This is a genomic window from Bacillus jepli (genome assembly GCF_047238305.1).
Taxonomy (GTDB): Bacteria; Bacillota; Bacilli; order Bacillales; family Bacillaceae_L; genus Ferdinandcohnia.
In genome coordinates this window covers 1,768,393-1,783,711 of the sequence record NZ_JBDFMO010000001.1, presented here as the reverse complement: position 1 = coordinate 1,783,711, position 15,319 = coordinate 1,768,393, and the positions used below count along the sequence as shown (strand labels likewise).

Here is a 15,319-nt window from a genome sequence, read left to right as displayed (position 1 = left end):
AAATTATGAAGACAAAATACTTATTCGCATTATTACTTTTATTAACAAGCACTCTTTTATTTGGATGCACAGCCGAGAAGAAAACAAGCACAAACGAGGTCAATGATACGACCACCTCTTCTGAGCGCCTTAAAATTTTCACTACAGTTTTTCCATTACAGGACTTTACAGAAAAAATCGGTGGTGACCACGTAGAGGTTAAAAGTGTATTTCCGCTAGGAGCTGATGCTCATACATTTGAACCTACTGCAAAAACAATGGTAGAGATTGCCGAGGCAGATGCTCTTATTTATATTGGTGCGGGTGTGGAAGGTTTCATTGATGCTGCCAATAGTACATTACAAAAGGAAAAGGTACAACTGGTGAAGGCTACAGAAGGAATGGAGTTATCTAAAGTGCAAGATGAACATGATGAAGGAACTGAATCAGAAGATCATGACCATCATTCTGATTCGGATTCCGAAGGAAGCCACAGCCATGATGAGCATGATGAAGGAACTGAATCAGAAGATCATGACCATCATTCTGATTCAGATTCCGAAGAAAGCCACAGCCATGATGAGCATGATGAAGGAACTGAATCAGAAGATCATGACCATCATTCTGATTCGGATTCCGAAGAAAGCCACAGCCATGATGAGCATGATGAAGGAACTGAATCAGAAGATCATGACCATCATTCTGATTCGGATTCCGAAGAAAGCCACAGCCATGATGAGCATCAGGAAGGTGAGTCAGGTACGGAAGAGCATCACCATCACCATGGCGACGTTGACCCACACGTTTGGTTAGATCCAGTATTAGCAATAGAATTAGCCGAAAACGTACTTCATACACTTGAGGATTTAAAACCAGAGGCTAAGGAAGATTTCGAAAAAAACTTTAAAGAATTACGTGCTAACTTGCTAGAATTAGACCAAGAATTCCAGAATGTTATTGATCAGTCTTCAAAGAAAGAAATTTTAGTTTCGCATGCAGCTTACGGGTACTGGGAATCAAGATATGGCATTAAACAATTTAGTGTTTCCGGTTTATCACCAACAAATGAGCCGACTCAAAAGGCCTTAAAAAACACAATCATCACAGCCCAGGAACATAACATCAAGTTTGTGATATTTGATCAGAATTTAACATCCAAAATAGCGGAAATGGTAAAAAAGGAACTAAATGCGGAAGCCTTAACCCTTCACAACCTTGAATCCATTACAAAAGAAGATAAGAATAATGGTACTGATTACTTTAGTATAATGAGGCAAAATCTTGATACATTGAAAAAAGCTTTAAATTAATCCTAGAGCATAGGTCCTATGGGGCCTATGCTCTTTATATTATCAAAAGATTTAAAGTCTATTGAACGTACTAACTACTATTGCACAGTTAACATAGGAGAGAAATTTACTACTCCTAATACCTGCGTACCAATTAGATATCCAGTGAAGAAGCAACCGTAAAACGAGTTCCTTGCACTCCCTCACGCTTTTCATTTATTTTAATTGAGTTATTCTTCTTGTTTAACCTTGTTTAAATCATAATGCCTACTCCCTTTGCTAATTCATCAAGCCCTGTTGATAAGCATAGCTTGTTAGTTGAACGCGATTATCTAAATGAAGTTTGCTTAAGATGTTTTTTAGGTGACTTTTGACCGTATGTTCCGAGATAAACAGCGTATCTGAAATTTCTCGGTTTGATAATCCTTTGGCCACTAATTGGAGTACTTCTAATTCTCTACTAGACAGAGGGATTTTCTCTTTCGTTATGGCTTTGCTTTGCGGGAACTCTTTTAAAATTTGAAAGGCAATTTCTTTAGACATCGGGACTTCATCTAAGGCAAAAGCTCTTAAATGTTCACACCATGTTTCTGATTGAATGTTTTTTAATAAATAGCCTTGAGCTCCTTTCTTTAACGCATCAAATAAATCTGTGATATCATCTGATACAGTAATCATTACAATTTTCACATAGGGAAATTTGATTTTGATTCTTTTGGTTGCCTCTAGTCCGTCCATTACTGGCATTTGAATATCCATAAGAATAATATCAGGCATTAATTCTTCGGTAAGCTTAATGGCTTCTTCTCCATTCTTCCCTTCTCCGACAATCAGAAAGTCTTCATATTCTTCTAAGATTTCCCGTATTCCCTCTCTTGCATGTGCGTGATCATCAATAATTAGGATTCGAAAGGGTTGCATCTACTTGTCCTCCTTTTTTAACTCTATGATGGTTTCATGATTTATTCTCTTCATTGAAAATTCCCATTCCATATCTTTTGCTCTATCTTTAATAATTTGTAGCCCATAGCCCTTTCTAGACTGAATCGTTTCATTTGTGAATCCTATTCCTTGATCAATAATTTGACAAACCCAACAACTATCTATTTCTTTTGTGTGAATCCTTATTTGATTTGTCCTTGCGTGTTTAATCACATTAATAACAGCTTCTTTGATACAGGCAAATAACTCGTTTTTTTCTTTGGTTGACAAGGTATCCTCTTGAATTCCCCAGTCAAACTGAACATCCAACAAATGCTGATTTTTAAGCTCTGTAACATACTGATAAATCGTGTCTGTCCAACTAAACGGCACTTCATTTGGTATATATTTCAAGTTTGTAATCGCTTGTCGAGTATCTTCGTGAATATGCTGCAATGTTTGCTTGATTTTTTGAAAATCATCATCCTGTTCGAGACGATTCTTTCGTCCAAACTTATTCATTTTAATAGATAAGAGAAATAGCGATTGGGCAATTCCGTCATGGAGTTCTCTTGCTAACTTTTCTCTTTCAATAAGTGCTGCTTGCTTGGTCTTTTCCAATCTAAGTTGTTCTTGCATTCTTTCTAAAATCGAAAATAACCGCCGTAAAAACAATAGCGTCACGATAAACACTAAAATAGGAGAAAGAACATTCCCAAGATCCATTGAGATATAAGGTAAAAGAAACTCATGGCGGATGTATTCCCAAAAGGCAATCGTAAAAGTCGGAAGAATTAATATAAGCCATTTGATTTGTTTATACTTCAAGACTTCACCTTTTTTCTACAGGTATAATGTGTCTATATTTTATCATCTATTGAACGTTTTTAACATTTTTGCTTTCAAATCACTCTTTTGGGCTATTATTTAATAATTTTGTTGTGTTTTATAATGATTTAGAAGACAACTTCATACAATAATCATATTAAAAAAGGTACTAATCAATAGGAGGGTGAGGATACTTAAGTAATGAAAACTTTGAAAAGAGTAATATTTCTCCTCTTATTATCATTTTACATTCCATCTGTATCTGAAGCAGCAAGTACTTTACAGTTTAAAATCGATACAGCTTCAAAGGGAGATACGGTTGAAATAGAGGAAGGAGAATATGAGGAATCTGTGATCATCACCAAGCCTATTACCCTAGAAGGAAAGGATGAAGTGCTTCTTCGCTCTTGTGAAGCAGAGCCTGTTGTGACCCTCAGTGGTGAGGCAGTTACATTGAAAAATATTAAAGTGGAACACTGTGGAGCTGAAAAAGAGGATACTGCTATTTATGTTACTGGTTCCAAACATATTCTCGAGGAACTAGATATTGATACTAGACGCTTTGGTATTAGACTTGATAATGCGAATGGCGTTACTATCCGAGATAGCAAAATTAAAGGCAGCAAGCGTGGAAATGGGATTGATTTATGGAAATCAAACCGAAATCAGTTTGAAAATCTTTTGATAGACAACGTTTCTGACGGAATTTATTTAGAGCAAAGCAATGAGAATACATTATATCGAAACGATATCCAAAATTCCCGTTATGGCATGCATCTAATGTTTTCAAATGACAATGTTCTTAGTAAAAATGTGTCTACATCAAATTCAACGGGCGCGATGGTGATGGAATCAAAGAGGAACTCTGTTAATAATAATGCATTTTACTCAAATAAAAATAGTGTGAATGCACAAGGACTATTACTCTATTTGGCTTTTGACACTAAAGTGACTGGAAATGAATTTATTTCCAATCGGGTAGGTATTTATATCGAAGAAGCTGAAAATAACTGGATCAATTCTAATAAAATTATGGATAATTTTACTGGCGTACAGTTTCAAAAAGCTGCCGGTAATCAAATAGTGAGTAATACATTTGTTGGGAATGTCAATGATGCACAGGCAATAGAAAGCTCAAATAATGAAGTAAATGGTAACTATTGGGATGCTGCGAGCAAGATTGATGTAGATGGAAATGGTGTGAGTGAAATAAACTTTTCGGCTGACCCATATTTCCTTACACTAACAAATAATGTTCCAGAATATCGGTTATTTTTCCAAGCTCCGGGACTTATCTTATTACAAAATATGTTAAAAAGTCCACCTGAACAGCTGTTAACAGATTCAGCTCCTTTAATGGACATGACGATGACAGTCGAGAAAGAAACATCATCAATTTTTAGTTTATGGGTGATGAGTATAGTGATGATTTTAATTAGTTCTAGTCTTTTTATATTAGGGAGGAAAAGAAGTTGAAGAAAAAACTATTTTATTTAATTGGATTTATTGGATTTGTTTTGCTTATTGCAGCATGCGGTAATGACGAGGTTCAGCCAGTTGATATTAATGAAGAAACAGACACTTGTGAGGTCTGTAATATGGCTGTTGTTGACAATCAATATGCTACCCAGATTGTTTTAGAAAATGGTAAATCTATGGTTTTTGACGATGTGGGCTGTATGTACGAATGGATTGGTACCAATCCAAATGAAAAAATTGCTGCTGAATTTGTCCGTGATTACAATGATAAAGAATGGATATTGGTTGATGATGCCACTTATGTTTACAATCAATCAGTTAAAACGCCAATGGCGTATAATGTTATATCCTTTAAAGATAAAGCTTCCGCAGAGGAGTTTGTAACTGAAAATGAAGGAAGTACACTAATGACGACAGACGAGTTATCCGATCATGATTGGGAACAAAACCATGACATGATGCATGGACACGATAATGAGCACCATTCACATTCAGAATCTGAAGAAACTGATCATAGTGAGTCTCATTAATAGTATGAGGGCTAGTTCTATTTTTGGACTGGTCCTCATTTTATTAAACGGTAGATTATGGTTAGAAGTTTTACGCACAAGAATTTTCGAAAAGAGGAATGAAGATGTGGAATATTTGGCGCTCTGAACTGCGCATGACGGTGCGACAACGCTCCTATTATTCTTTTTTAGTCTTATGGGTTGCTGTATTGTCCCTCTTATTTTTATTACAAGCAAGTGCTCCTTCGTTAACCGGTTATACGAATATGACTGGGACGGTAGTTAATATAGCGTTATATATTATTCCTTTATTTATGTTAATCATTGGTTCTTTTTCAATTGCCAATGAAATGGAGAATGGTCAATGGCGGTTGTTAACCACTTATCCTTTGTTTTCACTGTCCTACATAGTAGGGAAAATAGGTGGTCAATTTACTGCTCAGGCAATCGTGTTCACGTTCAGTTATGGAATAAGCATAGTTATCGGTCTTGTGATTGGAAATAGTTTTTCAAGTGAATGGCTTTTGTCTATCTACTTTTTCTCGATTAGCTTGATTTTTTTCTTTCTTGTTCTTGGTATAACCGTAGGGTGTATCGTATCGACAAGGTGGCAAGCATTATCGGTTTCGGTCATTATTTGGTTTTTCCTCATCATGATCTGGCCGACGGCGTTAATTGGTATTTTAGGTTTAGTCCCTTACCCTTGGATCGCGCCTTTGATGAAATTTGGTTTATTTGTTAACCCTGCTGAATTCATTCGGGTGTCCTTTGTTTTATCACTCGATGGTGGTGCCGTTTTTGGACAAGCATATGATTCCCTTATGACCTTTTTAGGTTCTTCTTCAGGAATCTTCATCAATATAATATATTTCATTGGATTTTCGACATTAATGTTATTGTTTTCGATGAGCATGTTGGAATGGAGGAAAAGACGATGACAGGATTAAAAGTAGATGGCGTTTCGAGGCTTTATAAGAAAAAGACTGCGTTATACCCATGTTCTTTTGATGTAAAAGAAGGAACGTGCGTTGTATTATGCGGTGGAAATGGTGCCGGCAAAAGTACATTACTACAAATAATTGCAGGTATTCTCTCTCCATCAAGTGGTACAACTTCTATAAATGAGAGAGGAATTAAATTTGACCGTGAGAACTATTTAAAAGAAATTGGTTTCATGCCAGATGACTTTCATGCTCAGGAAATGATGACTGTTGAAGAATTTCTTCGTTTTTATGGTTCTTTGCGGAAAGTGAAAAGAGAGAGGATAAACGAAGTAATGGATTTAATCGGCCTTTTTGATAAGAAATCTGAATTAGTAAAAAGCTTATCTAAAGGCATGAGACAGCGCCTACTATTCGGTCAATCTATTTTAGCTAATCCAACTGTTTTGTTACTGGATGAACCAACAAATGGGTTGGATCCCTACTGGGTAAACCGGTTCGTTGAAATTCTTAATCAAATTAAAAAAAATGGTACAATCATTGTTTTTTCTACTCACATGATGGATGTAGCAGCCGAAACGGGCGACATCATCCTGTTTATGAAGCAAGGGAAAGTCATTCAAACCATTAAGAATGAATCCAAAATTGAAGAGATCACAATGAAATTGATGAAGCTTCATCGGCAATGAACTGGATGACATATTCCGAGTAGAGTTATCGTTTAAAAGATCAAGGTGGCCCGTTTCCTTATTATGAAGGATGCTATGTTCCTATCGAATATCACACAATTTGTTGTTTTGTTTAAGTTCTTCTAAACATATAGGGCATACTTTAGAATTTTGGCCATCATAGAATTATTAAACAATAAATCATTTAGAGAATCATATTTTTCCTCCGGGAAGTATCTCCTTAGCAAAAGAGAAACGTCATAAGCCGTTTCTCTTTTTAATCCATATTATTTTACTTCACACTTTTCCAGTAAATTATGAAATTCATTTCGAAGAATTATGAAATTCATTCCGATTAATTATGAAAAATTACATTTACACTGCTTTATGCTTCCATCTCTTTCCTTCGTTCACAAAAAGGATGCCAAGTTCATGGTGCTCACCTTCATATAAGGCGCGTTGCACGTATCGGACCTCACCGTTTATATCTAACACATCGAGCTTACATAGGGCTCGATTTTTTTGGAGTGCCGAGTAAAATTCTTGGACGGTTTTTACTTGAATGCCGTTGACCTTTGAAATCGTCTCGCCAATTTTGATTTGCATTTTTTCAGCTGGCGATTGTGGAATAATCCCGAGAACAAGCAAACCTTGGTTTCGTTGTGAAAATATCGATGGTTTCGATTCGTCCATGAAATAGTGCTTTAAATAAATGAGTTCACGTCCGGCTAATGCAAAACACGCTGCAATGATTGCTGCAACCGGAAACCAGATGCTCACAACTGCTAAAGCAGAAACGACAATGCCTAATAGGACAACGCGTTTTCCAACGACCGGAATACTTTGTGTAGGGAGCATGCTTTTTACCTTATGATAAAAACCAATTCCGAATGGTACTAAAATCAATGAGTATGCTTGTCCGGACACGGTGAATACCGGCCACCATTCATAATGTGTGGTGAGAGCTTCTCCTGGCATCAGTAAAAATACAGGTGCTAGCCACAACCTTTGCGAAATGTGAGTGCCGACCGGAAGCCCGCGTTTGCTTTTTAAAAGGTCTGGTGACGTGCCGAAATGACCTTTTTTCAGAATCAGTATGCCCTCCGCTAATAACAGGGCACCTAGTAAAATTGCAATTGATGGTAGACTTGTGTTGCCCATGTCGTCTAGCAATCTCGTAATATATTTATTTTCAACCGATAGATTCGAGAGCAAAATAATTCCGAAAAACGATACTCCTAAAATATATGCAGGAGAGAGTAAGCGTGTGTTGATTGGCAAACTGAGTAATAATGTGACGATTGCGATTAACACGATACTACCGAATGGAATCACAACACCCGCAGCGATGGTTAGGACGGAAATGAGTAATCCCGCAATCCAACCACCTGGAAGGAGTGATCTTAGGTCGTAGAATCCGTCTTCTACTCTTATATGAAATGAGCGCCGTTCACGTTTAACGCGGAAATAGCCTAGGAGCACGCAATATCCGGCAAAATAGTAAAACAATGGGTGCAGAAAGAATCGTCCAATTCCTTTTGCAAATTCAAGTAACCATGCTTCAATCAAACTTTTCACCACCTATGGATTTGACTTTATATGTAAAAATTTTCGTTCGATATACTAACTTTTATTGTACCAAATACTTGACGTAAAGCATACGTTGTTTTTATGGAAAAAGGAAGTTGGGGATTTGGAGTCGGGTATTTGGTTTTGTCCGACATACTGCCAAGTTTGGCCGATATATCAATTTTGCACCCATATCCTAGTTTAGTGCAAATGTTCGAGCGTTGACGCATATCAGCGTGTTCAGACGATATCCGCTAGTTAAGTAGCACATCCTCATAAGTTAGTCGACCTTCCGGATGACCGGAAGAAGGAAGACGTTAACGGGACCACAAGAACCGTCCCCGTGGCTTCAAAAAACACCTCTCCGGCATAGGAGAGGTGTTTTGAGGTTTTATTTTGTTATGACTTCCATTGCTTTTTTGAGTTGTTGGTCGTTCTTTTGGTCACGGATGGATTCGATGACTTTTGCTTCGATAGCGCCTGCTGTTTTTTCGTTGATTGTACCAGTTGCTTCTAGCTTATTTGCTTGTTGGAAGGCTTTTACTGCAATGACGGTTTCTCCACTGAAGTAGCCGTCCTCACGACCTGGGTCGAATCCTAATCCACTCAGCATGATTTGAGCATTCTTGATTTTTTCATTGTTCATGTTTTGTGTAAGCTCTTTTTCAAACTGAATTGGGTTCGCATAGAAGTATTCTGGTTGCTTCACCTCTACAGTTGGTTCGATTCCTTTTTGGTGAATCCAGTTTCCATCCGGTGTTAACCATTTAAACATCGTTAATTTTAGATTACTTCCGTCGCCCATGTCGCGAGCCTGTTGGACGGTTCCTTTACCAAATGTTTTTTCACCGACTAGATCGTAACCACCTGCTTCTTTTAACGCACCTGCTAAAATCTCTGACGCAGAAGCACTACCTCCATTTGTTAATACGACGATTGGGTAGTCCTTAGGTTTTTCAAGAGTCGAGAAGAAGCGCTGCTTTTCGCCGTTTCTATTTTCAATTTGAACATATGGCTTTTCTTTTGTAACAAGCTGTTTTAAAATTTCTTCAACACTTTCGAGGAGTCCACCTGGATTTCCACGAACATCGATTATCAGGCCTTCAATGCCTTTGTCCTCTAATTCATTTAGTCCCATAACAAAATCCTCTGCAGTATCATTTGCGAACGATGTGATTTCAATAAAACCCAGCTTTTTGTTGTTATATTCTTTTAAGTCTGTATATACAGTCTCAATTGGAATGGTGTCACGAGTTACTTTGACGTCCATTAAATCGGTTACACCCGGTCTCATGACTTGCAGGGTAACAACCGTTCCTTTTTCACCACGGATTTTTAAAACAGCCTCGTACAGATCAAGACCCTCGATGCTAGCTCCGTCAATCTTGATGATTTGGTCATTTGGCTTTAGCCCTGCTTTTTCAGCCGGTGAATCCTTGAATGGAGCGACTATTGTGACCTTGCCCTCCATCATGCTTACCTCTGCGCCAATTCCTTCAAATGATGATTCCAGTGATTCATTGAACTGGGCAGCAGTTTCTTCATCCATATATGCAGAATACGGGTCATTCAGCGTACTAACCATTCCCTGAATAGCGCCCTCTATTAATTGTTTTTCGTCAACCTTTTCAACATAGCTTGATAAGATCATGTTGTACGCTTGATCGATTTTAGATAAATTTTTTGTGTCCTCTTTAGAAGTGCCTTCTTTGTTTTGAGTTGGTTGCTGAACGAGTGGTTGTTCGTTTTGGTCAAGCAACTGAACCACTAAAAATGTAGCACTCGCCCCTAATAGTAAGGATAGTACCATATATAATGCGACAACTTTACGACTCACCTGTGTTCCTCCTCATCTCTAAATACAAATGCATACCGTTAATTTTTGTAGCTTTTATGTTCTTATTCATACATTCTCTCACATATGATAGTCAAAATGTCACGATTGGGATGTGCGACGGGTCTTTTTGACTATCTGGATCGAGTTGCAGGAAAAGGCACCACACATGCGTTAGTGCGATGCCTTTGTATAAAAATATGTACTGCTTGTACACTTTATGACAAAAATGAGGCTACGCCTCGATGTGCATGGGTAAAAAATTTCGTTCCTTTCTCATTATAAAAGTTTTTTTAGAGTGAAGTAAAGAAAAATGTAGTAACTGGTGGATATCCGCTGTATGATAGAGAAAATAATTTTGAGGAGTGATGGTGTTGGCGGATGAAATTCGTGAATTACAGACTGTCGATGAGTGGAAAATGGCATTTCCGGTTATGAAGCAATTGCGAACGCATTTGACGCTTGAGGAATTTGTGGCATTGGTTACGGAGATGCAACTTCAGGGGTATCGATTGTTTGCATTATTTGACGAGGAAGAGGTTGTGGCGGTTACTGGCGTCGCACAACAACTCAATCTTTATTACGGCAAGAATATGTATGTGTATGATTTGGTTACAGATGAGGCTGGGCGTTCAAAAGGCTATGGTGAAGCGCTTCTTTCCTATATACATGAGCTTGCTCGCGAATTAGGCTGTGGCAAGGTGGCTTTGACGTCTGGATTACAGCGAGTGGATGCGCATCGTTTTTACGAAGAAAAAATGGAGTATGAGCGGAAAAGTTATGCATTTGTGAAGGAGTTGTAGAAATGAAACGGGGATTTTGACCTCGTTTTTTGCTAAAAACAGTAATTCTGGATTAAAAACAGTGTTTTATAATTAAAACCAGTAATCCTTCAGTTAAAAACAGTATTTTGGGATTAACGACAGTAAATAACGAATCGTTTATGGTCGTTAGTGAGACTTCTATGGCTTTTAGCAAATTTCCATGCTTTTTTAACCCTACACAGCATCGGTCTGGAGTGACGGATGCTGTAATCTGCCTATTTGTTAACGAGTCAGCAGATTCCCCCGTGCCTAAGCCGTCATCTTGTGATCCCCCTCCTTCTATGCTTCCATGATGCCTTTTATCTCCTATAGTTAAATATCAACGTAATTATTTCCAATTGTTCATTTTCCTTTGTAATTGGAGAAAAATAGTAACTTTCGATTCTCTTTTTATTCTCAAATATAACATAAAACAATTCGTAATTGAAAATTAGTAGATTCCACTAAATAAAAATCCATTAGTAAAAAAGCATAATTATCGAACGAAATATCGGTATTACACGCATATTTGTCGTTGTTTTATATTGTGAAATAAATGATCTATTCATCGCACATTATAATAATTATAAAAAAGTATTGATTTTTATTTTATAGATGTTATTATAATATGCATATTCGAAAATACTCCCAAGAGGTGATCTAGCTGACTACTAATAAATTTACAACAAGTTGGGGAGCTCCAGTTGGAGATAACCAAAACTCAATCACAGCTGGTTCAAGAGGACCGGTACTAATCCAAGACGTACACCTTCTAGAAAAATTAGCGCATTTTAATAGAGAAAGTGTACCTGAACGTGTTGTTCACGCGAAAGGTAGTGGAGCACATGGTTATTTTGAAGTAACGAATGATGTATCAACATATACAAAAGCAAAGTTATTTAACGGAGTTGGCAAGCGTACTCCTCTATTTATCCGTTTCTCAACGGTTGCTGGGGAAAACGGCTCTGCTGATACAGCTCGCGACCCACGTGGTTTTGCGGTTAAATTTTATACGGAAGAAGGAAATTACGACATCGTTCACACCGATTTTCTTTATCCGCGATGCGATTAAGTTCCCTGATTTTATTCATACACAAAAGCGCCATCCCCAAACACACTTAAAAAACCCAACAGCAGTATGGGATTTCTGGTCTCATTCTCCTGAATCTTTACACCAAGTGACTTGGTTAATGGGGGATCGTGGAATTCCTGCAACATGGCGTCATATGAATGGATATGGAAGCCATACATTTAAGTGGACAAATGCGGATGGTGAAGGCGTTTGGATTAAGTACCATTTCCGTGCAGAACAAGGTGTGAAGTGCTTAACGAACGAGGTTGCGACAAAACTTGCTGGAGAAAATCCAGATTATCATACAGAGGATTTGTTCAATGCGATTGAAAAAGGGGACTTCCCTGCTTGGAAGCTTTACGTGCAAATCATGCCATTGGAAGATGCGAATACATACCGTTTCGATCCATTCGATGTCACGAAAGTATGGTCACAAAAAGACTATCCACTAATCGAAGTGGGCCGCATGGTATTAAATCGCAACCCTGAAAACTATTTTGCAGAGGTTGAACAAGCGACATTCTCTCCTGGAACTTTAGTACCTGGTGTCGATGTATCACCTGACAAAATGCTTCAAGGTCGTCTGTTTGCATACCACGATGCACATCGTTACCGCGTTGGTGCGAACCATCAATCATTACCAATCAACCGTGCAAGAGTGGACGTGAATAACTATCAACGTGACGGTCAAATGCGATTTGATAACAACGGTGGTAGTTCTGTATATTACGAGCCTAATAGTTTTAGTGGTCCAAAAGAAGCGCCAGAAGCGAAGCAGCACGCTTTCCCTGTTGAAGGTATTGCAGATAGTGTAGCTTACGATCAAGACGATCACTACACACAAGCTGGTAACCTTTACCGCTTAATGAGCGAGGAAGAACGTAGCCGTCTTGTTGATACAATAGTGGCATCTATGAAGCCAGTGGAATTAGAGGAAATCAAGCTTCGTCAGATCAGTCATTTCTACAAGGCTGACCCAGAGTACGGAAATCGTATCTCAGAAGGTTTAGGACTAAAAGTACCAGGTGAAGTTTTAGCAAAATAAGTTTCGTTTCATTTTATTCTCACATAGTATAGGTATCCGCTGCTCGGATACCTATTCTTTTAAAAATCAATAAAAGAGGTTGTTACTCATGCAAGAACTCATACCCTTTTTAAAAGAACGCGGATTACGCATTACGCCTCAACGAACATTAATCTTACAGACGATCCTTTCCTTAAAAGGTCATCCAACTGTGGAGGACATTCATCGTCAAATACCACATATTAGCCTTGCCACCATTTACAACAATGTCAAACTGTTTGTTTCACTACGGATTTTAAAAGAACTGCCATATGGCAACGGATTGAGCAAATATGAACTCGCCAATCAACCAAATCACTACCATATTTTATGTGAAGCATGTGGAGACATTATTGATTTTAATTACCCGACGCTTACTCAAATCGAGGATGTTGCGAACAAGCTAACCAAGTTTAAAATTCATTCACATCAAATGGAAGTGTACGGACTTTGTCAATCGTGTCAGAGAAAAGAAGGTGATTTTTAAGATGCCAAAACAAATCTGTCCAGTATGTAAAACGGAAATCAAAATCCTCAAACATAGCACAAGCTGCAAATGTGGGATGAAACTAAAGAAAACAAAAACCATTCTTGCGAGATAGAATGGATTCAAAGCGAAAAAAAGCACACCCAATATGGTGTGCTTTTGTTTATACTTTTAAGAACTTTCGAACGGACATTAAGCTTCCCCATACACCGATAAATGCACCGATTAGAAGCAGCAGCCCCGTTACTTGGAATGCAAATGGATTAAATGGCAATAGCTCTAAGAATGTTCCACTCAATTGTGGCTGAATCAAATCATATAAGAAATTATAGAATCCAAGAATGATCCCAATTGGAATGATGGAACCAAGAATTCCAAGGAACAAGCCCTCTAGGAAAAATGGCCAGCGAATAAACGCATTTGTTGCTCCAACTAGCTTCATGATCTCAATTTCTCTTTGTCTCGCAAAAATCGTAATTTTAATCGTATTTGAAATTAAGAACATGGCGGTGAAAAGAAGTCCAATGATTAGCCCGACTCCTACGTTACGTGAAACGCCAACGGTACTAAAAATCTTTTCGACCTTTCCTTTACCATAATTCACACTATAGACGTATTCCATTTTCTCAACCTGATCGGCGACCTTCATGATATCTTGTGGTTTCGTTGTTTTCACAATGAACACATCACGAAGTGGGTTACTTTGCTCGTATAAGGCGAAAACTTTTCCATCTTCACCAAAGCTTTCAATCATATCTTCAAGTTCTTGTTCTTTAGATGAAAATGTCACTTCTGCAACTTCAGGTATGTTTGAAATTTGCTCTTTTAAGGCATCCTGTTGTTCCTTCGTTGACGTTAAGTCCGTAAGTACACTGATACGAACGTCTTTTTCAAGTGAAGTCGCCATGCTGTTTAAGTTCATCATGATGACTAAAAATACACCTACAAGGAGTAGTGTGACGGTCACGGCGCTGACAGATGCGAATGTCATCCAGCCATTACGCCCGAGGTTTTTTGAACTTTCTCTAAAGTGACGGCGGAGTGTGTTAAGCTTCATAGCCGTAATCACCCCTTACTTCATCGCGCGCAATTTTTCCACTTTCAATCGCAATTACACGCTTTTTAACAGTATTCACAATTTCACGGTTGTGCGTTGCCATAATGATGGTCGTCCCACGGAAATTGATTTCTTCAAAAATATTCATGATTTCCCATGATGTTTCTGGGTCAAGGTTACCGGTAGGCTCGTCCGCAATGAGCGCACCTGGAGAATTTACAATGGATCGTGCAATCGACACACGTTGCTGTTCCCCACCAGACAATTCATCTGGTAAAAATCGTGCTTTATGCTTAAGACGAACAAGGTCAAGCACATCCATCACACGTTTCTTGATATTCTTTGGGTTTTCTTCAATTACTTCAAGTGCGAATGCTACGTTTTCGTATACAGTTAATCGCGGTAAAAGCTTGAAATCTTGAAACACGACCCCAATATTTCTCCGTAAAAGGGGAACCCTTTTTTCTTTTAATTTAGCAAGGTCGATGCCGTTTATGATGATTGATCCTTTTGTTGGCTTCTCTTCGCGGTACATCATTTTAATAAATGTCGATTTCCCCGCTCCACTCGGACCAACAACATACACGAATTCACCTTGATCGATTTTTACATTAATACCATTAACGGCCATAACGCCGTTCGGATACTTTTTATAGACGTCCTTCATTTCTATCATTACGAATCACCTATCATCGTTTTTTTATCATTCTTATTCTGGCAGTATGGCCCACCACTCATTTTGTTTGCTAGTTAGTAATCTATCAAATGAAAATAGAAGCGCTCATGTCTCTTTGAACATACTTGCGCCCCTTTTAATCTA

The 15,319-nt window shown here is 38.2% G+C and carries 13 protein-coding genes and 1 pseudogene; 8 read left to right on the top strand and 6 right to left on the bottom strand.

Translation table 11 applies throughout. The features are described 5' to 3' along the window. The first annotated feature begins 5 nt into the window (after positions 1–5). A complete protein-coding gene (locus tag ABC371_RS08695) occupies positions 6–1,289 on the top strand; it encodes a metal ABC transporter solute-binding protein, Zn/Mn family (protein WP_412896434.1) in 1,284 nt (427 codons plus the stop codon). Positions 1,290–1,547: 258 nt separating this feature from the next. Here the strand turns inward: ABC371_RS08695 and ABC371_RS08690 are convergent, their stop codons facing one another. Together ABC371_RS08690 and ABC371_RS08685 are read right to left on the bottom strand one after the other, a co-directional pair. Further along, a complete protein-coding gene (locus tag ABC371_RS08690) occupies positions 1,548–2,189 on the bottom strand; it encodes a response regulator (protein WP_412896433.1) in 642 nt (213 codons plus the stop codon). After that, positions 2,190–3,017 (bottom strand): sensor histidine kinase, encoded by an 828-nt coding sequence (locus tag ABC371_RS08685; RefSeq protein WP_412896432.1) that lies wholly within the window; start codon positions 3,015–3,017, stop codon positions 2,190–2,192. It lies immediately after the preceding gene. A 201-nt stretch (positions 3,018–3,218) separates the two neighbouring features. Here ABC371_RS08685 and ABC371_RS08680 point away from each other — a divergent pair, with 201 nt between their 5' ends. The 4 genes from ABC371_RS08680 (at position 3,219) to ABC371_RS08665 (ending at position 6,635) form a co-directional block, all read left to right on the top strand. Beyond that, complete coding sequence (locus ABC371_RS08680) at positions 3,219–4,493, top strand: right-handed parallel beta-helix repeat-containing protein (RefSeq protein ID WP_412896431.1); 1,275 nt, start codon at positions 3,219–3,221, stop codon at positions 4,491–4,493. Further along, entirely contained in the window at positions 4,490–5,026 is a 537-nt protein-coding gene (locus ABC371_RS08675; protein ID WP_412896430.1) for a nitrous oxide reductase accessory protein NosL, read from the top strand. Before ABC371_RS08680 ends, ABC371_RS08675 begins: the two co-directional genes overlap by 4 nt. 104 nt (positions 5,027–5,130) lie before the next feature. Continuing rightward, positions 5,131–5,943 carry an ABC transporter permease gene (locus ABC371_RS08670; protein WP_412896429.1) on the top strand — a complete coding sequence of 271 codons (813 nt, stop codon included), beginning with the start codon at positions 5,131–5,133 and terminating at the stop codon, positions 5,941–5,943. Continuing rightward, positions 5,940–6,635, top strand: coding sequence for an ABC transporter ATP-binding protein (locus ABC371_RS08665; protein WP_412896428.1), 696 nt, complete (start codon positions 5,940–5,942; stop codon positions 6,633–6,635). Before ABC371_RS08670 ends, ABC371_RS08665 begins: the two co-directional genes overlap by 4 nt. A 354-nt stretch (positions 6,636–6,989) precedes the next feature. Here the strand turns inward: ABC371_RS08665 and ABC371_RS08660 are convergent, their stop codons facing one another. Both ABC371_RS08660 and ABC371_RS08655 read right to left on the bottom strand, forming a co-directional pair. Beyond that, the gene (locus tag ABC371_RS08660; protein WP_412896427.1) at positions 6,990–8,192 is read right to left on the bottom strand and encodes a PDZ domain-containing protein; all 1,203 of its coding nucleotides are present in this window, start codon (positions 8,190–8,192) and stop codon (positions 6,990–6,992) included. Between the two features lie 382 nt (positions 8,193–8,574). Continuing rightward, complete coding sequence (locus ABC371_RS08655) at positions 8,575–10,020, bottom strand: S41 family peptidase (protein WP_412896426.1); 1,446 nt, start codon at positions 10,018–10,020, stop codon at positions 8,575–8,577. A gap of 365 nt (positions 10,021–10,385) precedes the next feature. Between ABC371_RS08655 and ABC371_RS08650 the strand changes: the two genes are divergently transcribed. The 3 genes and pseudogenes from ABC371_RS08650 (at position 10,386) to ABC371_RS08640 (ending at position 13,442) form a co-directional block, all read left to right on the top strand. Then, positions 10,386–10,820: a GNAT family N-acetyltransferase gene (locus ABC371_RS08650; protein WP_412896425.1), complete on the top strand. Its 435-nt coding sequence runs from the start codon at positions 10,386–10,388 to the stop codon at positions 10,818–10,820. A 664-nt stretch (positions 10,821–11,484) separates the two neighbouring features. After that, positions 11,485–12,937: pseudogene (gene katA / locus ABC371_RS08645) on the top strand (catalase KatA). An 88-nt stretch (positions 12,938–13,025) separates the two neighbouring features. Next, positions 13,026–13,442, top strand: a complete 417-nt coding sequence (locus tag ABC371_RS08640) for a Fur family transcriptional regulator (RefSeq protein ID WP_412896424.1) — start codon at positions 13,026–13,028, stop codon at positions 13,440–13,442. A gap of 163 nt (positions 13,443–13,605) precedes the next feature. Here the strand turns inward: ABC371_RS08640 and ftsX are convergent, their stop codons facing one another. Further along, the gene (ftsX, locus tag ABC371_RS08635) at positions 13,606–14,499 is read right to left on the bottom strand and encodes a permease-like cell division protein FtsX (RefSeq protein ID WP_412896423.1); all 894 of its coding nucleotides are present in this window, start codon (positions 14,497–14,499) and stop codon (positions 13,606–13,608) included. Beyond that, on the bottom strand, positions 14,489–15,175 hold the full coding sequence (gene ftsE / locus ABC371_RS08630) for a cell division ATP-binding protein FtsE (protein ID WP_412896422.1): 687 nt from the start codon (positions 15,173–15,175) through the stop codon (positions 14,489–14,491). The genes ftsX and ftsE overlap by 11 nt, the downstream gene beginning before the upstream one ends. Positions 15,176–15,319 lie beyond the last annotated feature (144 nt).